The sequence below is a fragment of the Micromonospora sp. NPDC048986 genome (assembly GCF_040649335.1).
Lineage (GTDB): Bacteria > Actinomycetota > Actinomycetes > Mycobacteriales > Micromonosporaceae > Micromonospora > Micromonospora alfalfae.
In genome coordinates this window covers 22,012-44,552 of record NZ_JBEZFJ010000008.1, presented here as the reverse complement: position 1 = coordinate 44,552, position 22,541 = coordinate 22,012, and the positions used below count along the sequence as shown (strand labels likewise).

General features: G+C 71.8%; 23 protein-coding genes. 7 read left to right on the top strand and 16 right to left on the bottom strand.

The features are described from left to right. Nucleotides 1-26: 26 nt before the first annotated feature. The 3 genes from AB0B94_RS17600 to nadD all read right to left on the bottom strand — a co-directional run bounded on the left by AB0B94_RS17600 (nt 27) and on the right by nadD (nt 1,797). A complete protein-coding gene (locus AB0B94_RS17600; protein WP_357280399.1) occupies nt 27-686 on the bottom strand; it encodes a histidine phosphatase family protein in 660 nt (219 codons plus the stop codon). Beyond that, a complete protein-coding gene (rsfS, locus tag AB0B94_RS17595) occupies nt 683-1,090 on the bottom strand; it encodes a ribosome silencing factor (RefSeq protein WP_357280396.1) in 408 nt (135 codons plus the stop codon). Before rsfS ends, AB0B94_RS17600 begins: the two co-directional genes overlap by 4 nt. Nucleotides 1,091-1,200: 110 nt before the next feature. Next, nucleotides 1,201-1,797, bottom strand: a complete 597-nt coding sequence (gene nadD / locus AB0B94_RS17590; RefSeq protein WP_030336528.1) for a nicotinate-nucleotide adenylyltransferase — start codon at nt 1,795-1,797, stop codon at nt 1,201-1,203. Nucleotides 1,798-1,937: 140 nt separating this feature from the next. On the opposite strand from nadD, the gene AB0B94_RS17585 reads away from it, so the two are divergent. Next, complete coding sequence (locus tag AB0B94_RS17585; RefSeq protein WP_357280392.1) at nt 1,938-2,681, top strand: PadR family transcriptional regulator; 744 nt, start codon at nt 1,938-1,940, stop codon at nt 2,679-2,681. Between the two features lie 160 nt (nt 2,682-2,841). After that, nucleotides 2,842-4,047 (top strand): NAD(P)/FAD-dependent oxidoreductase, encoded by a 1,206-nt coding sequence (locus tag AB0B94_RS17580; protein ID WP_357280389.1) that lies wholly within the window; start codon nt 2,842-2,844, stop codon nt 4,045-4,047. 88 nt (nt 4,048-4,135) lie between these two features. On the opposite strand, the gene pepN is transcribed toward AB0B94_RS17580, so the two are convergent. After that, complete coding sequence (pepN, locus tag AB0B94_RS17575; protein ID WP_357280386.1) at nt 4,136-6,652, bottom strand: aminopeptidase N; 2,517 nt, start codon at nt 6,650-6,652, stop codon at nt 4,136-4,138. Between the two features lie 69 nt (nt 6,653-6,721). Here pepN and AB0B94_RS17570 point away from each other — a divergent pair, with 69 nt between their 5' ends. Beyond that, a complete protein-coding gene (locus AB0B94_RS17570; protein ID WP_124817462.1) occupies nt 6,722-6,940 on the top strand; it encodes a DUF397 domain-containing protein in 219 nt (72 codons plus the stop codon). A gap of 120 nt (nt 6,941-7,060) precedes the next feature. Here the strand turns inward: AB0B94_RS17570 and AB0B94_RS17565 are convergent, their stop codons facing one another. Beyond that, complete coding sequence (locus AB0B94_RS17565) at nt 7,061-7,450, bottom strand: hypothetical protein (protein WP_238670895.1); 390 nt, start codon at nt 7,448-7,450, stop codon at nt 7,061-7,063. 181 nt (nt 7,451-7,631) lie between these two features. Between AB0B94_RS17565 and AB0B94_RS17560 the strand changes: the two genes are divergently transcribed. Further along, nucleotides 7,632-8,879, top strand: a complete 1,248-nt coding sequence (locus AB0B94_RS17560) for a cytochrome P450 (RefSeq protein WP_357280377.1) — start codon at nt 7,632-7,634, stop codon at nt 8,877-8,879. A 73-nt stretch (nt 8,880-8,952) separates the two neighbouring features. Then, nucleotides 8,953-9,936 carry a glycosyltransferase family 2 protein gene (locus AB0B94_RS17555; RefSeq protein ID WP_357280371.1) on the top strand — a complete coding sequence of 328 codons (984 nt, stop codon included), beginning with the start codon at nt 8,953-8,955 and terminating at the stop codon, nt 9,934-9,936. 105 nt (nt 9,937-10,041) lie between these two features. Here AB0B94_RS17555 and AB0B94_RS17550 read toward each other — a convergent pair whose 3' ends face one another. The 3 genes from AB0B94_RS17550 to AB0B94_RS17540 are packed head-to-tail and all read right to left on the bottom strand — an operon-like array spanning nt 10,042 to nt 12,000. Continuing rightward, nucleotides 10,042-10,659 (bottom strand): DUF3618 domain-containing protein, encoded by a 618-nt coding sequence (locus AB0B94_RS17550; protein WP_357280368.1) that lies wholly within the window; start codon nt 10,657-10,659, stop codon nt 10,042-10,044. Continuing rightward, nucleotides 10,656-11,123, bottom strand: a complete 468-nt coding sequence (locus AB0B94_RS17545) for a phage holin family protein (RefSeq protein WP_357280365.1) — start codon at nt 11,121-11,123, stop codon at nt 10,656-10,658. The genes AB0B94_RS17550 and AB0B94_RS17545 overlap by 4 nt, the downstream gene beginning before the upstream one ends. Nucleotides 11,124-11,154: 31 nt before the next feature. Then, nucleotides 11,155-12,000 carry a hypothetical protein gene (locus tag AB0B94_RS17540; protein ID WP_357280360.1) on the bottom strand — a complete coding sequence of 282 codons (846 nt, stop codon included), beginning with the start codon at nt 11,998-12,000 and terminating at the stop codon, nt 11,155-11,157. Between the two features lie 229 nt (nt 12,001-12,229). On the opposite strand from AB0B94_RS17540, the gene AB0B94_RS17535 reads away from it, so the two are divergent. Then, nucleotides 12,230-12,721, top strand: a complete 492-nt coding sequence (locus tag AB0B94_RS17535) for a DUF4383 domain-containing protein (protein WP_357280356.1) — start codon at nt 12,230-12,232, stop codon at nt 12,719-12,721. 56 nt (nt 12,722-12,777) lie between these two features. Then, nucleotides 12,778-13,437 carry a DUF6766 family protein gene (locus AB0B94_RS17530; RefSeq protein ID WP_357280351.1) on the top strand — a complete coding sequence of 220 codons (660 nt, stop codon included), beginning with the start codon at nt 12,778-12,780 and terminating at the stop codon, nt 13,435-13,437. Between the two features lie 16 nt (nt 13,438-13,453). On the opposite strand, the gene AB0B94_RS17525 is transcribed toward AB0B94_RS17530, so the two are convergent. The 8 genes from AB0B94_RS17525 to mycP all read right to left on the bottom strand — a co-directional run bounded on the left by AB0B94_RS17525 (nt 13,454) and on the right by mycP (nt 22,536). Next, nucleotides 13,454-13,903 (bottom strand): GNAT family N-acetyltransferase, encoded by a 450-nt coding sequence (locus tag AB0B94_RS17525; RefSeq protein WP_357280348.1) that lies wholly within the window; start codon nt 13,901-13,903, stop codon nt 13,454-13,456. 70 nt (nt 13,904-13,973) lie between these two features. Continuing rightward, nucleotides 13,974-15,440: a GTPase ObgE gene (obgE, locus tag AB0B94_RS17520; protein WP_357280345.1), complete on the bottom strand. Its 1,467-nt coding sequence runs from the start codon at nt 15,438-15,440 to the stop codon at nt 13,974-13,976. A 95-nt stretch (nt 15,441-15,535) separates the two neighbouring features. Further along, the gene (rpmA, locus tag AB0B94_RS17515) at nt 15,536-15,790 is read right to left on the bottom strand and encodes a 50S ribosomal protein L27 (RefSeq protein WP_007464062.1); all 255 of its coding nucleotides are present in this window, start codon (nt 15,788-15,790) and stop codon (nt 15,536-15,538) included. A gap of 11 nt (nt 15,791-15,801) precedes the next feature. Further along, a complete protein-coding gene (rplU, locus tag AB0B94_RS17510; RefSeq protein ID WP_007464063.1) occupies nt 15,802-16,116 on the bottom strand; it encodes a 50S ribosomal protein L21 in 315 nt (104 codons plus the stop codon). 166 nt (nt 16,117-16,282) lie between these two features. Next, on the bottom strand, nt 16,283-16,765 hold the full coding sequence (locus AB0B94_RS17505; protein WP_357280338.1) for a hypothetical protein: 483 nt from the start codon (nt 16,763-16,765) through the stop codon (nt 16,283-16,285). 116 nt (nt 16,766-16,881) lie between these two features. Then, a complete protein-coding gene (locus AB0B94_RS17500) occupies nt 16,882-20,004 on the bottom strand; it encodes an Rne/Rng family ribonuclease (protein WP_357280335.1) in 3,123 nt (1,040 codons plus the stop codon). Nucleotides 20,005-20,135: 131 nt separating this feature from the next. After that, complete coding sequence (locus tag AB0B94_RS17495) at nt 20,136-20,948, bottom strand: TIGR03936 family radical SAM-associated protein (RefSeq protein ID WP_357280330.1); 813 nt, start codon at nt 20,946-20,948, stop codon at nt 20,136-20,138. 160 nt (nt 20,949-21,108) lie between these two features. Continuing rightward, nucleotides 21,109-22,536, bottom strand: coding sequence for a type VII secretion-associated serine protease mycosin (gene mycP, locus AB0B94_RS17490; protein ID WP_357280327.1), 1,428 nt, complete (start codon nt 22,534-22,536; stop codon nt 21,109-21,111). Between the last annotated feature and the right edge of the window lie 5 nt (nt 22,537-22,541).

The following is a 22,541-nucleotide window of genomic DNA, read 5'->3' as shown; positions in this document are numbered from 1 at the left end:
GGGCGCTAACGCCGAGGCGCGAGTGCTCAGACCGCGTCGACGGCGACCGGGGCGGTGATCAGGCCGACGTTGTGCGCCCGCAACTGCCAGCCACTGACGTCCTGCGGACGCCCGATGTCAGGTGCACGGTCGTCGTGCCGTAGCTCACTCCAGTGGCAGTTGGCCAACGAGCCGATGGAGCGCAGCACACCGGCGTCCCAACCGAGCAGGTGACCGATGCCCTGCCGGGAGCCACCGCCGTGAGTGGCGATCACCACGGTGCCGCCGGCTGCCGCCTCGGCCGCTTCCAGCAGCGCCGCGCCGACGCGCACGCCGAGGTCGTGCAGGGGCTCCAGATCCGCGCCCGGGTCCGGGTCGCCGGCCCGCCAGCGCGCGTACTCGTCGGGAAATCGCTCGGCGACCTCGGTGAGGTGCAGACCCTGCCACTTGCCGAAGTGCCGCTCGCGCAGCCGGGCGTCGGTGCGGACCGGCAGGCCCGTCAGCGCGGCGAGCGCGGCGGCGGTCTCCGCGGCGCGGCTCAGGTCGCTGGCCACGATGGCGTCGGGCCGCAGCGCCGCGAGCAACGGCGCGGCGGCGCGGGCCTGGTCGCGCCCCAGCTCGTTGAGGGGTACGTCGGTCTGCCCCTGGACACGGTTGGCGGCGTTCCAGTCGGTGTTGCCGTGCCGCCAGACGATCAGTCGGGTCATTCGGCGGCGACGGACCCGCTGGCGTCGGCCTCGACCAGGTCGCGATCGACGAACGGGATGGTGGGGCAGTCCTTCCAGAGGCGGTCGAGCCCGTAGAACTCGCGCTCCTCGGTGTGCTGGACGTGCACCACGACGTCGACGTAGTCGAGCAGCACCCAACGGCCACCACGCTCGCCCTCGCGCCGCACCGGCTTCGCCTTCTCCGGCAGCTCCAGCAGGCTCTCCTCGATGGCGTCGACGATGGCCAGCACCTGACGCTCGTTGGGGGCGGCGGCGAGCACGAACGCGTCGGTGATGGCGAGCTGGTCGCCGACGTCGATGATCGTGATGTCCTGCGCCTTCTTGTCGGCGGCGGCCTGGGCGGCCGCGATAGCCAGCTCGTGAGCGCGTTCGGAAACTGTCACCGTTCTCCTTCGATCAAGCGTGCGATCCTCCAAGCGTCTCATACCCGCCGGCACTCCGATCGTCCAGTTTCGGTCGGTTAACGCCACGAACCTGGGCATAACGGGTGCACTCAGCGCTGATACAGGCTCCGCTTGGCGATGTACTGCACCACACCGTCGGGCACCAGGTACCAGACCGGCTCGCCTCGGGCGACCCGAGCGCGACAATCGGTCGACGAGATGGACATCGCGGGCACCTGGATCAGGCTGACGGTGTCCGCCGGCAGGTGCTTGTCGCTCAGCGGGAAACCGGGCCGGGTCACGCCGATGAAATGGGCCAACTCGAAGATCTCGTCCAGGTCCTTCCAGGACAGGATGCGCTGCAGGGCGTCCGCGCCGGTGATGAAGAACAACTGCACCTTCGGGCCGTACTCGGCCTGAAGGTCACGCAGCGTGTCGACGGTGTAGGTCGGCCCACTACGGTCGATGTCGACCCGGCTGACCTGGAAGCGGGGGTTGGAGGCGGTGGCGATCACTGTCATCAGGTACCGGTCCTCGGCCGGGCTGACCGGCTCGTCAGCCTTCTGCCACGGCTGACCGGTGGGGACGAAGACCACCTCGTCCAGGCCGAACCGGTCCGCCACCTCGCTGGCCGCGACGAGGTGCCCGTGGTGGATCGGGTCGAAGGTGCCACCCATGATCCCGATCCGCCGGATATCTTCCTCCACCCAGTGATCGTAGGCCGAGCGTCGTGGCCGACCGTCCCGGCCCGGCACCGCCGTCCGTCACCCCACTCAGGGGTCGCCACGTTCCACACGTCGGCGTATATTCGTTGACGAGTAACCGTTGACGAGCGAGGAGGGTCATCGTGCCGAAGCGGCGCAAGGTCGGCAACCTGCTGGCGCTGGCCGTGCTGTCCGCCCTGGTCCAGCGGCCGATGCACCCCTACGAGATCGCCACCGCACTGCGGGCCTGGGGCAAGGACCAGGACATGGAGTTCAAGTGGGGGTCCTTCTACACGGTGATCGGCAACCTGGACAAACACCACCTCATTGCGGCAGTGGAAAACGTGCGCGAGGGCCGACGCCCGGAACGCACCGTCTACCGGATCACCGACGCGGGGCGGGCGGAGCTGGTCGACTGGGCCCGCGAGCTGGTCTCCACCCCGATGGCGGAGCATCCCCGTTTCCGGGCCGGGTTGTCGGTGCTCGCCGCGCTGCACCCCGACGAGGCCACCGGCCTGCTGCGGCAACGACTCGACCTGCTGGAGACCGCGATCCGCCAGGACCGCGAGACGCTCGACACGCACCTGCGGGAGATCCCGCGACTGTTCCTGGTGGAGTCGGAGTACGACCTCGCCATCCGGGACGCCGAAGCCGCCTGGCTGCGGGCACTGCTCGCGGAGCTGACCTCGGGGAGCTACCCCGGGCTGGACACCTGGCGGGCCTTCCACGAGACCGGCGAGATGCCTGCCGAACTGACCGAGTTGGCCGCGAGAGGCAGCACCCCGACGGCCAGCTCCGACACCCCGACCACCGACAACCCGGAGGCCAACCCCGACAGCGCCGAACGCCCCGACAGCTTCAGCCGGAGAGCCGACACCACCGGCTGACGAGCGGCCCCGGCGAGGTGCGCCAACACCTCACCGGGGCCCTGACCCCGAACCGACGCCTGGGAAGGCACCCGGCCCGAAGCGGCAACCACGAGGATAACCGGGCTCCCTCCCAGGTCCGCGCGCCCGCGCACGGACGACCAAACCAGGGAGAGAGAGCATGACCACGGTACGAACGGCCATCGTCATCGGCGGTGGCATCGCCGGGCCGGTGACAGCGCTCGCGCTGCGCCGCGCCGGCATCACCGCAACCGTCTACGAGGCGTACCCGACCACTGCCAGCGGCATCGGCGGAACCCTCGCCCTCGCGCCCAACGGCGTGGCGGCTCTGCGTTCGATCGGCGCGCACGAGGCGGTGACAGCGATCGCCACACCGATCGGCAGCAGCGCCCTGGCCGTCGGCCGGCGCCGCATCGCCATGCCCACGCTGACCGGGGTGCCGCCGCTGCACGTGGTGCACCGGGCCGAGCTGTACCAGGTGCTGCACGACCGGGCATTCGCCGAGGGCGTGCCGTTCGCGTACGGCAAGCGGCTTGTCGACGCCGAGCAGACCGGCGACGGCGTGATCGCACGCTTCGCGGACGGCAGCACCGCGACCGCCGACATCCTCGTCGGCGCGGACGGGATCCGCTCCACGGTCCGGGGTCTCATCGACCCGGCCGCACCCGGTCCCCGGTTCACCGGGCTGCTCGGCTTCGAGGCGGTCGCCCGGCACGAGGTGGACGCCGAACCGGGCACCATGACGTTCGCGTTCGGCCGGCGCGGCTACTACCTGTACTGGCCAGAGCCCGGCGGCGGCACCCGGTGGGGGGCCAACCTGCCGCAGCAGCGGCCGATGAGCCTCGTCGAGGCCCGGGCGGTGCCGTCGGAGCAGTGGCTCGAGACGCTGCGCGCCACCTACGGCGACGACGATCCGGGCCGGGAGTTGGTGGCTACCAGCAACGCCGACGACCTCCAGGTGGTCGGGTCGTTGCAGATCATGCCGCCGGTGCCGCACTGGCATCGGGGCCGGATGGTGCTGGTCGGCGACGCGGCGCACGCGCCGTCGAACAGTTCGGGGCAGGGCGCGTCGTTGGCCATCGAGAGCGGGGTGCAACTCGCCCGCTGCCTGCGCGACCTGCCGGACGTCCAGGCGGCGTTCGGCGCGTACGTGCGGCTGCGTCGTAGCCGGGTGGAGAAGGTCGCCGCCCGTGCAGCCCGGATCAACCACGCGAAGGCCCCCGGTGCTGTCGCGCGGACGCTGATGCCGTTGCTGATGCCGCTGATGGTGCGCACGGTGCTGGACCCGGAGAAGACCGTCGCCGACGAGCAGCGCTACGTCATCGACTGGGACGCGCCGGTCACCGCGGAGCCCGCCCTGCGCTGAGCGGTGGCTGCGGGGTGGCCGGCCAGCCACCCCGCAGCGGCCAGCCAGCGCCGGCCACCCCGCCTCGTGAGGCCGCGCTGCTCAGCGCTCAGGCCGAGGCGGCTGCCACCGCCGTCCGGGCGACCAACGCGCGACGCAGGTCGTCGTCGGCGTCGGTCACCACCCGGCGCAGGCCGGGGGTCACGTCGTCGCGGGCCAGCAACGCCGCGGCCGCCTCCCGGGTGGGCTGCGCCACGGCGTAGCGGGGGAACGCCAGGGCGGCCACCCGGTCGGCCGTCCACGGGGTACGCCGGTGCGCGGCGTCCGGCATCTCCGCGAAGTACCGATCGACGTACCCGCCGGTCAGGTCGGACTGCTCGGGTTGCCAGAACCCCTCGGCGGTCGCCTCCAGCAACCGACCGGACAGCTCGGTGCCCCGCACGATGATCTCCCAGGTCGCCTGCTTCGCCGCCGGGTCGGGCACTGCCGCCCGGCAGTGGGCGGCCCGCTCAGCGCCAGTGGAGCTGTTGTCGGCGTCGGCCTCGATGGCGATCTCCGCCTCGCCGGCGGCGCCCAGCACCACAAGGCGACGCAGCACCGCCCAGCGCAGCTCCGCGTCGACAGTCAGACCGGCCGGCACGTCCCGGCCGGCGAGCCAACCGACGAGCAGATCCGCGTCGGTGGTCGCGGCGATCCAACCCCGCGCGGCGGCGAGCTGCAACGACTCCCCGGCCGGTGCGCCGTCGAGCAGCCGCTGGCACGTCCCCGCGACCCTGGCCAGCGCCGTGGAGCGGGTCAGGGGGTCGAGGTAGCGGTCGACCAGGGACCGGCTGAGCGTCAGCACGTCCTCCGCGATGATCACCTCGGTCTCGGCGGGCAGCGCGGCGGCCATCAGGTCGACAAGGCCGGTCACCGGCCGCTCGCCGTCGGTCGTCGCGTCCAGTGCCTCGCGCCAGAGCACCGCCCGGGCCAGCGGGTCGGTCAGAGCGGGCAGCACCTGCGGGACGGCGTCCACCGACGCCGGGTCGAGGCGCACCTTCGCGAAGGTGAGGTCACCGTCGTTGAGCAGCAACAACCGGGCCGCCGGCTCGCCGGTCAACGCACCGAGAACGGTGCGGCCCCCGTCGGCGTTCGGGTCGATGTCCGCCTCGTCGCGCCGCCCGGTGCCGTCCAGCGAGTAGCGGCCCACGCCGATGCGGTGTGGGCGCAGCACCGGGTGCGACTCGGGTGCGGTCTGCACCACTGCGACCTCGCTGTAGCGACCGTCCGCGTCCACTGCGACCTCGGCACGCAGCGTGTTGACCTGCGGGCGGCGCAACCACAGCTGGGCCCAGTCGGACAGGTCCCTCCCGCTGCTGGCGGAGAGGCTGCCCAGCAGGTCGGCGAGGGTGGCGTTGCCGAAGCGGTGTGCGGCGAAGTGCGCGTTCAGGCCGGCGAGGAACGCCTCGTCGCCGAGCCACGCGACAAGCTGCCGCAGCACGCTGGCGCCCTTGGCGTACGAGATGCCGTCGAAGTTGAGCAGGCCCGCCTCGGCGTCGACGACCTCCTGCGGGGCGATCGGGTGGGTGGAGGGCCGCTGATCGGCGGCGTAGCCCCAGGCCTTGCGGCGCATGGCGAAGGTGGTCCAGGCCTGATCGAAGCGGGTCGCCTCCGCGGTGACCCGGGTGCCGAGGTACTCGGCGAAGGACTCGTTCAACCACAGGTCGTCCCACCAGCGCATGGTGACCAGGTCACCGAACCACATGTGGGCCATCTCGTGGGCGATGGTGCCGGCCCGCTGCCCGCGCTGGGTGTCGGTGACCGCCGAACGGAACACGTAGTCGTCGCGGAAGGTGACAAGGCCAGGGTTCTCCATCGCGCCGCTGTTGAACTCGGGCACGAACGCCTGGTCGTACTTGCCGAACGGGTAGCGTTCGGTGAAGAGCTGGTGGAACCGGTCCAGGCACTGCCGGGTGATGGTGAAGATCTCGTCGGCGTCGGCGTCCAGGTGCTCGGCGAGCGACCGGCGGCAGTAGATGCCCAGTGGTATGCCGTCGTGCTCGGCCCGCCGGACGTGGTACGGCCCGGCGATCAGCGAGAAGAAGTACGTGGCCAGGGGCTCGCTCGGGGCGAACTCCCAGCGCCCGGGGGCCGGGTTGGCGGCCAGCTCGGCGTTGCCGGCGACGATCCACTGCGGCGGCGCGGTGACCGAGAGGGTGATCGGGGCCTTGAGGTCGGGCTGGTCGAAGGCGGCGAAGATGCGCGGCGCGTTATCGAGGAAGGACTCGGCGTAGAGGTACGTCTCGCCGTCGGCCGGGTCGACGAAGCGGTGCATCCCCTCCCCCGTCTTGGAGTACGCCATCTCGGCCTCGACGATGAGCGTGTTCTCCTCGGCCAGGTCGTCGAGCGGCAGCCGGTTGTCGGTGAGCAGGCCGGGGTCCAGGTCGCTGTCGTTGAGGCGTACACCGCGCAGTTTGGCGGGCTTGACCTCGGCGAAGGTGGCGGCGCCGGCGGTGGCCCGGAACCGGATCTCGACGCGGGAGCGGAACACGTCGCCGTCACCGGTCAGGTCGAGGTCCACCTGATAGGACTCGACAGTAATCGCCGCGCCACGCGCGGTCGCCTCTACACGGGTCAGGCTCGGCATCCGCTTATCCTGCCCGATGGGGATCGGCACCCGGTCACCACACGACCCTCGGCACTGGAGGAAAGAACCATGGCGCAGCACCCCAAGGGCGACTTCGACCTCTCTCGGGCGGTCTGGCAGCGGGCCGAGGGGGACACCTCCGACAGTGCCGTCGAGGTCGCCTTCGTCGACGACCTGATCGGGATGCGCAACTCGGCCGAGCCGAACGGGCCGGTGCTGGTCTTCACCCAGGCCGAGTGGGACGCCTTCGTGGCCGGCGCGCAGGACGGCGAATTCGACCTGGACTGACAGTGCCCGCCGACCCGTCGGTGGTGAATCGCCGTGCCGGTGCCCGAGGTCGGGACACCGGCACGGCGACGCCGGCGGGTTGGCCTGGGCACTCCCGGATCGGCCAACCGGGGCCGGTCGTCAACCATCGCCGTCGCCCCAGCCGAGGCCACCCGGGCCCGGGGCGTGGTGGAAACCCGGATGGTCGGTCACGTCGACGCAGCGTTCGCCGTCCGGGCCGACCGCGCCGCAGAACAGTCGCTCGGCCCGCTGCCAGGCGTCCGCCGGTGACAGGGCCGCCGCACCGAGTGCCACCTCCGAGCGGAGCAGGCTCAGCGCCTCCGCGTACGCCACGGCCAGCTCGCGCGCCTCGGCCGGGCCCGGCGCGGTGAAGCCCAGGTGCACCGTGAAGAACCGGTGCGGACGAGTGGGCCGCCGCGGCGGCCCGATCAGTGACCGCCCGTCGCGGCCCGCCCCCAGTGCCCCGGCCGCTCGCCGCTGCCGCCAGTGCGGCGATCTGTTGTCGCGCATTCGCCCTCCCCGTGCTCGTCCCACTCGGGCCTGTTCCGGAAGTGGCGGTCCGAAACACGCCCTAGCAGCAAACCAGGTTCCGCCGCCCCTGGGAGGGGCCAGCCGGGCGGGGTTCAGCGGCGAGGACGGGGGTAAGCGCAGCGGCAAACAGCCACCAGCCGCACCCGCGTGAGGAGACCCGATGGCGACAATGCCGGCGGATCGCAGCCCGGACAGCACGTTCGCGCTGCTCCGCGCGGGTTACCGGTTCATCGGCGAGCGCTGTGAGCGGTACGGCAGCGACGTCTTCAAGACCCGGATCCTGCTCGCCCCGACCATCTGCCTGCGCGGCCGGCCGGCGGCGGAGCTGTTCTACGACAACGACCGCTTCCAACGGGCCACCGCGATGCCGCTGCGTGTGCAGCGAACCCTGACCGGGCGGGGCGGGGTGCAGGGGTTGGACGGGCCCGAGCACTCCGACCGCAAGGCCATGTTCATGTCGATCATGACACCGTCGGCGATCCAGCGACTGGGTCAGCTCTTCGACGACGAGTGGCGGACCCGGGTTGCCGCCTGGGAGAGCGCCGGCCCGGTGTCGCTCTACGACGAGCTGGGCCGAATGCTGACCCGGGTGGTCTTCGCCTGGGCCGGGGTGCCGCTGCCCGCGTCGCAGGTAGAGCGCCGCGCCGTCGAGCTGCACGCCATGATCGAGGCGCCGGCCGTGCTGGGCCCCCGGCACTGGCGGGGACGGCTGGCCCGGTACCGCGCCGAACGCTGGCTCGCCGACCTCATCGAACGGACCCGGGTCGGTCTCGCTCCGGCGCCGACCGGTAGCGCCCTGGCGGTGATCGCCGAACACCGGGACGGGCGCGGCAACCTCCTCCCCCGGCGGATCGCGGCGGTGGAACTGCTCAACGTGCTACGCCCGGTGGTCGCCATCGACCAGTACATGACCTTCGCCGCGGTGGCCCTGCACGACCACCCGTCCTGGCGGGACCGGGTCCGTGACGACGACGAGGCCACCGAGCAGTTCGTCCAGGAGGTACGCCGCTACTACCCGTTCTTTCCGATCGCGGCGGCCCGGGTCCGGCGGTCCTTCGACTGGCAGGGCCACCACTTTCCGCGCGGCCGGCGGGTGCTGCTCGACCTCTACGGCACCAACCACCACCCGAGGCTCTGGCCGCAACCGGAGCTGTTTCGCCCGGAGCGGTTCGCCGGCCGCCGGGTCGACCCGTTCGCGCTGATCCCACAGGGCGGCGGCGACCACTGGGCCGGGCACCGCTGCGCCGGTGAGTGGATCACCATCGACCTGATGAAGCGGGCGGTCACCAACCTCGTCACCAGCATGCGCTACGACGTTCCCGTCCAGAACCTGGCCCTGGATCTGCACCGGATGCCCGCGCTGCCGCCCCTCGGGCTGACCCTCACCAACGTCCGCCACACCGCCTGAGCGGACGATGATCGTGCGTGGTCGAGGTGACGAAGCGACACGGCCGACCGAAGCCCCACCGGCGCGCCTACCGATGACGTACGTGCTGCCGCTGCGCTGGCACACCGACACCGGCCTGGCCGAGCTGACCGACTACCTGCGCTGGCTCGGTCACCGGGTGGAGGTGCTCGTGGTCGACGGCTCCCCTGCGCCCCTGTTCGCCCGGCACGCCGAGGCGTGGCGAGGGCTGGTCCGGCACCTTTCACCGGATCCCTGCGAGCGTGGGCTCAACGGCAAGGTGCTGGGCGTACACACCGGCGTCCGCGCGGCCGGCCACGAGGACGTGGTGATCGCCGACGACGACGTCCGGTACGACGAGGCCGCGCTGAGCGCGGTACACCGGCTGCTGGACCGGGCCGACCTGGTACGACCGCAGAACTACTTCGACCCGCTGCCCTGGCACGCCTGGTGGGACACCGGCCGCACGCTGCTCAACCGGGCGCTCGGGGCGGACTACCCGGGCACTCTCGCCGTGCGGCGCAGCACCTTCCTCGCCATGGGCGGTTACGACCCGGACGTGCTCTTCGAGAACCTGGAGCTGATCCGCACGGTGCGCGGGTACGGCGGCACCGAGGCCGCCCCGGCCTGGCTGTACGTCCGCCGGCTGCCTCCGGACGCCGCGCACTTCCGCGGTCAACGGGTCCGTCAGGCGTACGACGATCTGGCTCAACCGGCCCGCCTGCTGGCCGTGCTCGCGGTGTTGCCAGCACTGGCGGTGGCTGTCGCGTCGCGCCGGCCCAGGCTGGTGCTCGGCGCGGTGGCCGGTGTCGTCGCCCTGGCCGAGGCGGGTCGCCGCCGCGCCGGTGGCACCCGGGTGTTCCCGCCGGCCACGGCGCTGGCGGCCCCACTCTGGCTGCTGGAACGCGGTGTGTGCGGCTGGCTTGCGGTCGCCCAACGCCTCCTGCTGGGCGGCGTCCGCTACGGCGACACCCGGATCCGCCGAGCCGCCAACCCCGCCCCGCGCAACCCACGGCTCCCCGCGATCTTGCACTTCCGGTTGGGACAGAACCGTCGGTAGACCCACAGAAATCCGGCCGAAACCGCAAGATCGGCGCTGACCTCAACGCGACAGCTCGCGGGCACCGGAGGGTGACCGCGAGCTGCCGTGCTGGCTGGGGGTGGGTCAGGGGGTGGCGTGGTCCTTGACGTGGTGGGCGGCGGACTTCGTGTCGTCCTTGACCGCGTGCACGGCGTCCTGAGCGGTGGACTTCACCGACTCGGCGGCCTGCTGGGCCGGCTCGCGCAGCTCGCTGGCCACCTCGCCCAGCTTCTCCTTCACCGCCCCGCTGTGCTCGCTGACCTTGGCCTTCACCTGGGTTGCGGCCTGCTGCTCGCGGCGGGAGGCCGGGATCAGCGACGAGGCCAGCCAGCCGACCCCGAACGCGATCAGGCCGGCGGCGAGAGGGTTGCCCTGGGACTTCTGCCGGATCACCCGCGGCGCGCTGTGCGCGGCGTCGCTGACAGTGGCCGCCGCCGAGTGCGCGGCGTCGCTGACGCTGGAGGCCGCCGACGAGGCGCGGTCACCCACCGAGTGGGCGGCCTGGCCGGTGCCGTGGCCGAGGTCAGACGCGGTTCCCATGACCTTGTCCCTCACATTCTGCAGAGCGGAGCGGGCCCGCTGCTTGCGGTCGTCGACGATGCGGCTGGGGCTGACCTTGTACGCCAGCGCGTCCACATCGGAGCTGAGGCTGTTACGGGTGGCTTCGATCTCGCGGCGGATCTGATCGGGATCGGTGCTCATCGGGTGACTCCCTCCGGGTGCGGCTTGAGCGCGTCGGGGATCCGCTGCACGCTGTCGTTGGTCTGCTTGAGCCCGCGTACGTGCTGGGCGTTCTTCTTGGCCATCGAGTAGAGGACCGCGGCGACCACGGCCCAGATCACGGCCACGATCAGCGCGGCCAGGCCGGAGTCCATGACGTTGTCCAGGAACTGCCAGATGGCGATGGACACGAAGAGGGCCACCATGTAGCCGCCGAAGCCGGCACCGCCGAAGAGGCCCGCGGCCTTGCCGGCCTTCTTGCCCTCCTGCCGGATCTCGGCCTTGGCCAGCTCGACCTCCTGACGCATCAGCGTCGACAGGTCGGTGGTGACCTGACGCATCAGGTCACCCAGCGAGCTGCTCTTCACCTCCGAGGCGGTGTGCGGGGCACCCGCGTCGGGGTGGTAACCGGAGTCCAGTCCGGACCCCTGCGTCGGCATGCTCATGCCGTCGCCTCCCTTCGGACGACTCGGCGGCTCACGGGCGAGGGCTGCCGCTGGACGGCACGCCCGGCAGCGGGTCGGTCTGGGTCACCGGCGGCAGCGGCTGGCCGGTGCCGGAGTGCTCCGGGTAGTCGCCCCGGCCGGGCTCGACGGAGCCGCCGGGCGCCGGGTCGGCGTAGGTACCGGGCGTCTGGTCGGCGTAGCCACCGGACGTCGGCGGGGTGTGCGTGCCGGGGGTCGGGTCGAGGTAGCCGCCCGGCGGGACGGCGTCCGGCACCGCGCGGGGGGCCGGCGGCGGCGTCGGGATCACGGCGGTCTGCTCCGGGTCGTACGCCCCGGCGCCCCGGAAGGTCGAGGAACCGTTGCCGGAGTCGTCACCAGCGGCCGAGATGCCACGGGTCAGCCGGCCGGCCAGCACACCGAGCACCGCCGCGCCGACCAGGAAGGTGCCCGGGTTACGCCGCGCGTAGTCGCGTACCTCGGTGACCAGGTCGCCGGGCTCACGCTGCTCAAGCCAGCCGGCGACACCCTGCACCCGGTCGGCCGCCTGGCGGGCCAGCTCGGTCACCGGGCCGGCCTGGCCACCCTGCTCGGCCATCGAGCGCATCTCGTCGGCCAGCGAACGCAGCCCACCGGCGGCTCGGCGCTGCTGCTCACCGGTCTGGCTGGCGAGCTGGCTGCGGGCCTCGCCGTACAGGTTGCGGGCCTGCCGGGCCGCCTCACGGCCGACCTCGGTGCCCTGCTCCTTGGCGGTCTGGGCGACCGCGCCACCGGCCTGCGCGGCCTCCGACCCGACCTGGCGCGCCTGGTCGCGGACGCCACCGCCGTTGGTCGACTGCTGCCCGTACGTGGAAGACGTAGGTGAAAGATCGTAAGTCATGATTTCCCTTCCGCTCAGAAAGTCGTAGCGGTTGTGCTGGGGGGATGCGGCGCGTTGCCGCGGCCGCTGACCATTCACCTACCCTGCGTTCTGGCTTCCATACCTCTTCGTGCATTTATCTGCGCGGCCCACCGGTTGGTCTTCAAAATGGAGGATCGTCGGGCTGCGTCACGTCGCCGCTGCGGACAGTGAGGTTCGCGAGGCCGGCAGATCCACGGAGGGGGCAGCGATGGCACGAGACGCACGAGGCGGCCGAGCGGCCGGTCCCCGACCCCGGGTCCAGCTGGCCGCGCTGGTCGTGGCCGGGGTCTTCCTGCTGATCGGCGTCCTCGGCTTCATCCCCGGCATCACCACCGACTACGGCGAGCTGCGGTTCGCCGGGCACCACTCGGACGCCCGCCTGCTCGGGCTGTTCCAGGTGTCGATCCTGCACAACGCGGTGCACCTGCTCTTCGGGCTGGCCGGCCTGGTGCTGGCCCGCAGCGTCGCCGGCGCCCGCGTCTTCCTGGCCGCCGGTGGCGCGATCTACCTCGCTCTGTGGCTGTACGGCCTGGGGATCGAGGCGGTCAACCCGGAGGGCGGGGCGAACATCCTGCCGGTCAACGACGCCGACAACTGGCTGCACCTCGCGCTCGGCTTCGGGATGCTCGCGCTCGGGCTGCTGCTGTCGAACCAGGCCGGCACCGGCGGACGCCTGGACAGCCCCGCCGACCGGCACTGACCTGGGTTTCGTGGTCGCGCCCGCTGGGGTAATCGATCCGCGAAGGAGGTGTGATCATGCCTCGTTGGCTGCGTGACAACGCCCTGGCCATCGCCATGCTGGGGGCGTTCCTGGTCTTCCTGGTGTTGCAGAGCGTCTTCGGTTGGCAGACCCACAACGAGGAGCTGACCGAGTTCGGGGCCGCGCCGCTGAGCTGGCCGGCGTACCTGACCACCGGGCACTTCGCCGAGGCGGTCTTCGAGAACTGGGAGTCGGAGTTCCTCCAGATGGGCGGGTACGTGCTGCTCACCGCGTACCTGGTGCAGCGGGGCTCGGCCGAGTCGAAGCCAATGGACCAGACCGACCGCCCGGAGGACGACGAGCGCCGGGCGACCCCGCAGTCACCCTGGCCGGTGCGCGTCGGCGGCCTGCCGCTGGTGATCTACCGCAACAGCCTCTCCCTCGCGCTGCTGCTGATCTTCGCCGGTTCGTTCGTCGGTCACCTGCTCGGCGGCACCGCCGCCTACAACCAGGAGCAGGCGCTGCAGAGCGGCGCGCCGCCGATCGGAGCGTGGGAGTTCCTCGGCACCAGCGACTTCTGGTTCCAGTCCATGCAGAACTGGCAGAGCGAGTTCCTCGCGGTCGGTGCGCTGATCCTGCTGAGCATCGTGCTGCGCCAGCACGCCTCGCCGGAGTCGAAGCCGGTGACCGTCGAACACGCCAGCACCGGCGCCTGAACCGGCGACGCGGCCGTCAGGCCGCGACCGGCAACCGCTTGGCGAAACAGACGCTGTACGGGTTGCACACGTACTCGCCGTAGACCGGGACCTGCTGGTAGCCGCACGAGGTGTACAGCGCGATCGCGGCCGGCAGGTAGGTGCCCGTCTCCAGGCACACCACCGAATGCCCCTGCCGGAACGCGCACTCCTCCAGCGCGGCGAGCAACTGACGAGCGATCCCCCGCCCCCGGTACGCGGGTCGGACGTACATCCGCTTGACCTCGCCGGTCTCGGCATCGAGCGCCTGGAGCCCACCACAGGCGACCGCCCGACCGTTCACCACCACCGCCAGGTAGCGGACGTCGTCATGGGGAACGAAGACCTGCCCGTCCAACCCACCATCGGCCTCGCGCAGCTCACGCTGCTGCGCGATGACCATGGCGGCGATCTCCGGGTCGGTGCCAGGCCGGGACTCGATCAGCATCACCCCACGCTAGGAGGCGTGGATTTCGGGGAGGTTTCCGGAAATCAACCCCACCACGGAGCGCAACGAACTACTCGGCGTCGTCCTCGTCGTCGATGTCGTCGTCGGACGCGTCCGCGCCCAGATCGTCGGCCGACCGCACCCGGCGAGCCTTCCGGGCGGCGAGCCGATCCGCGGCGGAGGCCCGGTTCGACTTCTCCTCCAGGCGGACATCGGTGCCCCGGTTGCCGGGTACGAAGTCCACACCGGCGAAGAGGGTCGGCTGCCAGTCGAACTCGCGCACGCCGATCCGGACCAGATCACCGGGCTGCGCGCCGGCCTTGGCCAGCTTGTCCTCCACCCCGAGCCGGGCCAGCCGGTCAGCCAGGTAGCCGACCGCCTCGTCGTTGTCGAAGTTGGTCTGCTTGACCCAGCGCTCCGGCCGCACGCCGCGCACCGTGAACGAGCCGTCCGCCTCGGCGGTGATGGTGAAACCGTCGTCGTCCACGGCGATCGGGCGGATGACGATCCGGGTCGGCTCGGCGGGCGGGGCGGCCTTACGCTCCGCGTCGACAAGCTCGGCCATCGCGTAGGTCAGCTCCTTGAGCCCTTCCCGGGTGGCCGCGGAGACCTCGAACACCTGGTAACCGCGCTCCTCCAGGTCGGGGCGCACGATCTCGGCGAGGTCCCGGCCGTCCGGCACGTCTACCTTGTTGACGGCGACCAGCCGTGGGCGGTCGGCCAGACCGCCGTACTGGCTCAGCTCGGCCTCGATGGCGTCGATGTCGGCCACCGGGTCACGGCCGGGCTCCAGCGTCGCCGAGTCGATGACGTGCACCAGCACCGCGCAGCGCTCGATGTGCCGCAGGAACTCCAGGCCCAGGCCCTTGCCGGTGGCCGCGCCGGGGATCAGGCCCGGCACGTCCGCCACGGTGAAGGTGTGGTTGTCCATCCGGACCACGCCGAGGTTGGGCACCAGGGTGGTGAACGGGTAGTCGGCGATCTTCGGCTTCGCGGCGGAGATCACCGAGATCAGCGACGACTTGCCGGCGGACGGGAAGCCCACCAGGCCCACATCGGCGACGCTCTTCAGCTCCAGCACGATGTCCAGTTGGTCGCCGGGCTCCCCCAGCTCCGCGAAGCCGGGCGCCTTGCGCTTGGCGTTGGCCAACGAGGCGTTGCCCCGCCCGCCGCGCCCACCGCGGGCGACCTCGAACGTGGTGCCGGCGCCGACCATGTCGGCCAGCACTGTGCCATCGGAGGTCTGCACCACTGTGCCGTTGGGCACCTTGAGCACCAGGTTACGGCCGTTGGCCCCGTCCCGGTTCGAGCCAGCGCCGCCCTTGCCGTTGTCGGCCTTGACGTGCGGGTGGAAGTGGAAGTCGAGCAGCGTGGTCACCTGCGGGTCGACCACCAGGGACACGCTGCCCCCGTGCCCACCGTTGCCGCCGTCCGGTCCACCGAAGGGCTTGAACTTCTCGCGGTGGATCGAGACACAACCGTGCCCGCCATCGCCGGCCTGCAGATGCAGAACGACCCGGTCAACGAACGTTGCCACGGCGTCAATCCTTCCAGCGAGGTCCAACCTCGCACTTCGCGAAAAAGGCTAAGCGGGCCGGGACCCGGAGGTCCGCGGCCCGCTTAGCCCGAGAACTACTGCTGCGGAACGATGCTGACGGTCTTGCGACCGCGCTTGGTGCCGAACAGGACCGCACCGGCGGACAGCGCGAACAGCGTGTCGTCGCCGCCACGGCCGACCAGGTCACCGGGGTGGAACTTGGTGCCACGCTGCCGGATGATGATCTCACCGGCGCTGACGACCTGACCACCGAAGCGCTTCACGCCGAGTCGCTGGGCCGCGGAGTCACGACCGTTACGCGAGCTGGACGCACCCTTTTTGTGAGCCATTGGAGGACGACCTACTTCCCGCTGGAGATGCCGGTCACCTTGACCTGGGTCAACGGCTGGCGGTGACCCTGGCGCTTGTGGTAGCCAGTCTTGTTCTTGAACTTGTGGATCCGGATCTTCGGGCCCTTGGTGTGCGCGGCGATTTCGCCGGACACCGCGACCTCGGCAAGCTTCGCCGCGTCGGTCACCAGGTCGTCACCGTCGACGAGGAGCACCGCGGTGAGCTTCACCGCGTCACCGGGGGCACCGGTGAGCTTCTCGACCTCGATCACGTCGCCCTCGGCGACCTTGTACTGCTTGCCGCCGGTCTTGACGATCGCGTACATCGGAGGCGGACTCCCTGTCGTTGAGGCTGCTGGCGGTCGTTCCCGCAGCGGCTCGCCGGGTAGCAGTGCACGGCGGCGCGGGCACACGGGAACTCGGCACACCAAAGGTGGGCCGCAGGCAAGAGTACGCCATCGCTGGCCCGGACCCCAAACCGGCCCGCCCTGGTCAGCGCGCGCAGAGCTGGTCGAGGCGCTGCTGGAGCCGGTCGAGTTCGGTCTCGTCGATCGACTCGACGTCGGCACCGAGCGCGGAAACCTCGGTGCCGAGGTCGGTGAGCAGCGTCTTGAGCTGCGGATCGTCGGTCCGCTCCGACTGCTCCCGCAGCACGGTCCGCCAGCCCGCCAGCGCCGCCTCGGCCCGTCCCCGGGCGGCCTCGGCCGTGCGGCTGTCCCCGGCGCCCACCGCCGCGAGCAGCCGACCCAGCTCAGCCACGTAGGTCCGAACAGCAGTGGTGCTGGCCTCCTGCGCGGCGGCGCAGACCTGGGTGGCGTTGCCGCCCGCCACACCGCCGCTGGCCGGCATACCGGTCGGGCCGGCAGGGGTGCCGGCGGCCGCCGAGCCACCGCCCTCGGCGGTCCCACCGGTGGAGCAGCCGGCCGCGACGGAGAGCATGGCGAGCAGCGCGGTGACCGCGAGCAGACGGCGCATCTTCTTCTCCTGACCTGGGACAGCCGATCGAGGGCCGGGTGGCCACAACGGCGAGGTCCCTCCCCCGTCACTTTGCCGGGAGAGGGACCTCGTCAAACACGTGGCCGGTCAGGCGCTCAGGGGCGGGTCCGCCGACGGGTGCCACCGCGACGCGACCGGCGACGACCGCCACCGCCCTCGGTGGTTTCCTCGTCGCCCTCACCGTCAGCGAGCGCGTCCGGGTCGTCCGCCGCGGCCAGCCGAGCCGACTCACCCTGCTGAGCATCGGAGATCGCCGGCGCGGCGGCGGTGTCCGACTCGTAGCGGGACAGGTCGTAGCCCATGGTGTCCTGGTAGTCGGCGCCCGGCTCGGCAGCGGTGTCGGTGTCGACGACCTCGACCGCGGTCCGCTCGGCCGCGGCCGGGGCGTTCTTGCGCGCCCGGCGGCGGGACGAGGTGGCACCCTGCTCGGCTGCCGGAGCGGGAGCCACCGCTGAGGCGACCGCCTTGACCTTCTCCCCCGCACCGGCGGGACGCGGCTTCTCCGGCACCGGCTCGGTGTGGATGATGACGCCTCGGCCCTTGCAGCACTCGCAGGTCTCGCTGAACGCCTCCAGCAGACCCGCGCCGATCCGCTTACGGGTCATCTGCACCAGGCCGAGCGACGTGATCTCGGTGACCTGGTGCTTGGTGCGGTCCCGGCCCAGGCACTCAGTGAGTCGGCGCAGCACCAGTTCACGGTTCGACTCCAGCACCATGTCGATGAAGTCGATCACCACGATGCCGCCGATGTCCCGCAGCCGGAGCTGACGGACGATCTCCTCCGCCGCCTCCAGGTTGTTGCGGGTGACGGTCTCCTCCAGGTTGCCCCCGGAACCGGTGTACTTGCCGGTGTTGACGTCGACGACAGTCATCGCCTCGGTGCGGTCGATCACCAGCGAGCCGCCGGAGGGCAGGAAGACCTTGCGGTCCAGGCCCTTGATGATCTGCTCGTCGATCCGGTACTCGGCGAAGACGTCGCTCGTGCCGACGTGCCGGCGCACCCGGTCGACCAGGTCCGGGGAGACGTGCGACAGGTACGACTCGACCATGTCGTACGACTGCTCGCCCTCGATCACCAGCTCGCGGAAGTCCTCGTTGAACAGGTCCCGGACCACCCGGATGACCAGGTCGGGCTCCCCGTAGAGCAGCACCGGAGCGCCACCCTCGGCGGCCTTGGCCTGGATGTCCTCCCACTGCGCCTGGAGCCGCTTGACGTCGCGGGCCAACTCGTCCTCGGTGGCGCCCTCGGCGGCCGTCCGGACGATCACGCCCGCGCCGTCCGGGACCAGCTTCTTGAGCACGTCGCGCAGCCGCTTGCGCTCGTTGTCCGGCAGCTTGCGGCTGATCCCGGAGGCGTTGCCGTTGGGCACGTAGACCAGGTGCCGACCCGAGAGCGCGATGTGGCTGGTCAGCCGTGCGCCCTTGTGCCCGATCGGGTCCTTGGTGACCTGGACCAGCACCGAGTCGCCGGAGCGCAGCGCCTGCTCGATCGAGCGGGCCCGCCCCTCCAGCCCGGAGGTGTCCCAGTTGACCTCACCGGCGTACAGCACGGCATTACGGCCCCGACCGACGTCGACGAACGCGGCCTCCATGCTCGGCAGCACGTTCTGCACCTTGCCGAGGTAGACGTTGCCGGCCATCGTCCCGGAGGAGTTGCGGGTCACGTAGTGCTCGACCAGCACGCCGTCCTCCAGGACGGCGATCTGGGTGCGGTCACCGCGCTGGCGGACCGCCATCACCCGGTCGACGGCCTCCCGGCGCGCCAGGAACTCCGACTCGCTGAGGATCGGCGGGCGGGTACGGCGCTGCTCCCGACCGTCCCGGCGACGCTGGCGCTTGGCCTCCAGCCGGGTCGAGCCGGACACACCCTGCACCTCGTCGACGGTCCGGCGCGGCTCGCGGATCTTCACCACTGTCGGCACGCCGTCGTCCGCCGCGCCCTCGGTGTCACCGGCGCCACGACGGCGACGGCGGCGACGACGACGGGTCAGGCCGTCCCCGCCCTCGGACTCCTCGTCCTCGTCGCCCTCGGCTTCGGCCTCGGCGGTCTCTTCCTCGTCGGCCTGCGCCGCCTCCTCGGACTCCTCGTCCTCGGCGTCGTCGGCCCCGCCCTTGCCCCGGCCCCGGCCCCGGCGACCACGTCGGCGGCGACGGCGCGCGGCGGCGCTGTCCTCGTCGTCCTCATCCGCCTCGGCGGCCTCGTCGGCCTCCTCGGTCGGCTCCTCTTCGGCCTCGATGGCCTCGATCGGCTCCACCGGCTCGACCTCGCGGCGACCACGCCGACGGCGGCGGGACGGCTCGGCGGCTTCCTCGACGGCCGGCTCCTCGGTCGCCGCGGCGGGCTCCACCGGTCGGGTCACCGGCACGGCGTCCGGCTGGGGTGCCATGAACAGCACTGTGGGCGCGGAGAGCGCAGCGCGCCGACGACGGGTACGCGGCTGCTCCGGCTCGACCTCGGCCGGCTCGTTCGGCTCATCCGTCACACCGGAGACGGCCACACCAGGTGACACCTCGCCGGAGCGCTCCTGCGCGCCGCTGCTCCAGGCCAGCTCGGCGGCGGACGTGCTCGGAAGGGCCGGGGAGTCGTTCAACTCGGCCTCGGCCTCGCGCAGGTCGGACTCCGCCGGCTCCTCGGCGACGTCCGGCTCCTCGACGACCGGCTCCTCGACCGCGGGCGACTCGTCGGCGGCGGTCGGCTGTTCGGTGGCGGGCGGCTGTTCGACGGCAGCCGGTGTGGCCTTCTTGCGCCGGGTACGGGTCACCTTGACCGGCGGCACCACCTCGGCCGAGGCCGCCTCCGCGGAGGCGGCGACCAACGGCTCCTCGGCTGTCGTCTCGACGGGGGTGGCCTTGCGGCGGCGCCGGGGAGTCTTCGGTGCGACGTCCAGGTCGCCGGAGACCGGGGCGAAGACCTCCGCCTGCGGCGACTCGACGTTGCCGGCGCCACCGGTGGGCGCCTCGATCGGGGCGTCGGTCTGCTCCGGCTGGTTGAGCGGGGCGGCCCGACGACGGGTCGCCCGGGTGCGCCGCGCTGGCGCGGCCGGTTCGGCGGCCTCAGCGGGAGCGCTCTCCGCGCCGGCCGGTTCCACCGGGGCCGAACCGACGGCCGTGGTGGAGGTCTCGACGGCGGCACCGTCGGCCGTGGTGCTCTGGTCGGCGGTTGCACCGGCCGGCTGTGAACCGGTCCGTTCGCCGCCCTCGGGCTCGTTCTCGAGCATGGACGTTCTCCAGTTCTGGCTAGCCCGGGCGCGGGTGAGCGCTGCCACGCAGGGTCGCCGCAAAAGTGTTTCCGCCGGGCGCGCGTGGTGCGCGACCGCCGAAGTCTGCCTGCCAGAACACCGACCGTCGGTCAGTGCCCAACGATGGCTGCCCCGTCGCGGTCCGCATCCAACGGATCCACGATCGCACCCTGCGCGGTCAACGTGCCCTGAGCCAGCCGGGTCACCCTCGGCGAAACCGGCGGCTCCAGGTCGGCCACCACGCGGAGGCCGGAAAGGACGTCATCGGGCCGTACGGACGGGGTGACCTGCCGCACGACCAGTTCGAGTATCGCACACGGTACGGCCGGTGCCCCGGAAGGCGTCGGCGAAGGCAGTTGGACATCGATCGATATCACCGCGGCTCGGGCGTCGAAAGTGCGTCGACCCTGCTTGGTCATCCGCTCGACCAGCACCTCCTCGGCCGCCACGAAGGCGTCCACCGCAGCGCGCAGCACCGCCGTGTCGACCTCAGGCAACTCGATGTGCCAGTGCGACGCCTCGATCCGGTCCGGCAGGTTGCCCCCTTCGGCGATCACGGCGTCCAGGACGTCCAGCCCCGGCGAGAGCGCGGCGTCCAACGCGGCGCGCAAGGCCGCCGGGTCGACGGCCGCCTGAAGGGCGATTTCCAGGTACTCCGCCTCGCTCGCCACCCCGGTGGGCGCGGCGCTGGCGTAGGAGATCTTCGGGTGCGGGTGGAAACCCTGGGAGAAGGCGACCGGCACGGCGGCCCGGCGTAGCGCGCGCTCGAACGCCCGGGCGAAGTCCCGGTGCGAGGTGAATCGCAGCGGTCCACGCTTGGCGTACCGGATGCGGACGCGCTGGACGACCGGTGCCTGGCCGCCCTCGGGTTGAGGCTTTCTGGCGATCGTGGGCTCCTCGGGTGTACCTGCGTGTCCGCCCATCCTGGCGCAGGGCTCGTGACGGTACGCAGCCGGGGCGGGCCGATTGGCCCGACAGACGGGTGCGAAATGGTCGTACGGGTCGTGACCACCGGCCGGAGAAGCCCGATGGCCGGCTGGTGACCCGCAAGAGTCACCAGCCGGCCACCACGATCAGGACCGGTTACCGCTCCTGCGGCGGGGCGGGCGGCGGGCCGCCCGGCGGGCCGTAACCGGGAGGCGGTGCGTAACCGGGAGGCGGGCCGTAGCCGGAGGGCGGGCCCTGGCCGGGGGGGGGAGCGGCGTACCCGGCGGATGGGGCGTACCCGGGGGCTGGCGGGTAGCCGGACGTCGGGGCGTAACCCGCGCCCGGCGACGGGTAGGCACCAGAGAGCGCCTGGTCCAACGCCTCGTCCGGGATGTCGGCGGCCCGGGCCGCCTCCCGCCGGTACCGCCGGCGGTTCCAGATGAGGAACACCGCCAGCCCCAACAGCAACACCAGCACCACGGCGATCCCGATGCCCACCACCATGACCTGCTGGTCGGTCGGGCCGCCGCGATCGCCGTGCTGGGTGACGTCGAACTCCTCGTCCGGGCCGGCGGCACGGGCAGTCGAGCCCGGGTCGACCGGCGCCGCGGCCGGGTCGAGCAGCGGGTTGGCGGTGACCGCCGGCACGTTCGCGGTCAGCGCCTTCATCGGGTCGATCACCCCGAAGCCGTACTGCGGATCTCGGCCGGACGGGCCCGCGTCCCGCGCGGTCCGGATGATCCGGTTGATCACGCTCGGAGCCTTGAGATCCGGATACTTCGACCGGATCAGCGCGGCCAGACCGGAGACGATCGCACCGGAGTCGGAGGTGCCGTCACCCCAGCCGTAGCCACCCTCGTTCGTGACGTTGTAGACGCTGTCGCCGGGAGCGGCGACCACCGCCTCCGGCCCCTGGACGGAGCCGGACCAGAAGGCTCCGCCCTTTGTCGTCCCGGTCACCGCGACCACACCGGGGGTGTTGGCCGGGGTTCCGACCGCGACGTGGCCCTTGGCGGTGTTACCGGCGGAGGCGATCACCACGACGTCACGGTCCAACGCGTACTTGATCGCGTCCCGCTCCACCGGTTTGGCGAGGCCCGGGCCACTAATGGAAATGTTGATCACCTTGGCGCCGCCGTCGACGGCCATCCGGATGCCCCGGGCGATCCCCGCGCCGCTGTAGACCCCGTCGTCCTTGCGCATCTTGATGGGCAGGATCTTCACACCGGGGGCGATGCCGACCACCCCGTCGCCGCTGGATTTCGCCGCGATGATGCCGGCTATGTGCGTGCCGTGTCCGTCGTCGTCGGACCGGCCGTCGCCGGAGGTGCCGTAGCTACGACCACCGGCAAGCACCTGACCGCGCAGGTCCGGATGGCTGGCCTCGACGCCACTGTCGAGCACGGCCACGACCACGCCCCGCCCGGTCGAGATCTTGTGCACCTGGTCGATCCGGAACTCGTCCAGATACCACTGCTCGGCCCGCCGGGGCGCGGCTGCCGCCGGTTGAGCGGCCCCCACCACCAGGAGCCCCGCCAACAGGCAGGCGGTCACAGACCGGAGGCTTCCGACGTTCACCCTCATCCGTC

Bases quoted from the DNA above. Each gene is read 5' to 3' on its own strand.
- AB0B94_RS17600 (WP_357280399.1), bottom strand. From the start codon at position 686: ATGACCCGACTGATCGTCTGGCGGCACGGCAACACCGACTGGAACGCC.
- AB0B94_RS17580 (WP_357280389.1), top strand. From the start codon at position 2,842: ATGACCACGGTACGAACGGCCATCGTCATCGGCGGTGGCATCGCCGGG.
- pepN (WP_357280386.1), bottom strand. From the start codon at position 6,652: ATGCCGAGCCTGACCCGTGTAGAGGCGACCGCGCGTGGCGCGGCGATT.
- AB0B94_RS17570 (WP_124817462.1), top strand. From the start codon at position 6,722: ATGGCGCAGCACCCCAAGGGCGACTTCGACCTCTCTCGGGCGGTCTGG.
- AB0B94_RS17565 (WP_238670895.1), bottom strand. From the start codon at position 7,450: ATGCGCGACAACAGATCGCCGCACTGGCGGCAGCGGCGAGCGGCCGGG.
- AB0B94_RS17560 (WP_357280377.1), top strand. From the start codon at position 7,632: ATGGCGACAATGCCGGCGGATCGCAGCCCGGACAGCACGTTCGCGCTG.
- AB0B94_RS17555 (WP_357280371.1), top strand. From the start codon at position 8,953: ATGACGTACGTGCTGCCGCTGCGCTGGCACACCGACACCGGCCTGGCC.
- AB0B94_RS17550 (WP_357280368.1), bottom strand. From the start codon at position 10,659: ATGAGCACCGATCCCGATCAGATCCGCCGCGAGATCGAAGCCACCCGT.
- AB0B94_RS17545 (WP_357280365.1), bottom strand. From the start codon at position 11,123: ATGAGCATGCCGACGCAGGGGTCCGGACTGGACTCCGGTTACCACCCC.
- AB0B94_RS17540 (WP_357280360.1), bottom strand. From the start codon at position 12,000: ATGACTTACGATCTTTCACCTACGTCTTCCACGTACGGGCAGCAGTCG.
- AB0B94_RS17535 (WP_357280356.1), top strand. From the start codon at position 12,230: ATGGCACGAGACGCACGAGGCGGCCGAGCGGCCGGTCCCCGACCCCGG.
- AB0B94_RS17530 (WP_357280351.1), top strand. From the start codon at position 12,778: ATGCCTCGTTGGCTGCGTGACAACGCCCTGGCCATCGCCATGCTGGGG.
- AB0B94_RS17525 (WP_357280348.1), bottom strand. From the start codon at position 13,903: ATGCTGATCGAGTCCCGGCCTGGCACCGACCCGGAGATCGCCGCCATG.
- rpmA (WP_007464062.1), bottom strand. From the start codon at position 15,790: ATGGCTCACAAAAAGGGTGCGTCCAGCTCGCGTAACGGTCGTGACTCC.
- rplU (WP_007464063.1), bottom strand. From the start codon at position 16,116: ATGTACGCGATCGTCAAGACCGGCGGCAAGCAGTACAAGGTCGCCGAG.
- AB0B94_RS17505 (WP_357280338.1), bottom strand. From the start codon at position 16,765: ATGCGCCGTCTGCTCGCGGTCACCGCGCTGCTCGCCATGCTCTCCGTC.
- AB0B94_RS17500 (WP_357280335.1), bottom strand. From the start codon at position 20,004: ATGCTCGAGAACGAGCCCGAGGGCGGCGAACGGACCGGTTCACAGCCG.
- AB0B94_RS17495 (WP_357280330.1), bottom strand. From the start codon at position 20,948: ATGGGCGGACACGCAGGTACACCCGAGGAGCCCACGATCGCCAGAAAG.
- mycP (WP_357280327.1), bottom strand. From the start codon at position 22,536: ATGAGGGTGAACGTCGGAAGCCTCCGGTCTGTGACCGCCTGCCTGTTG.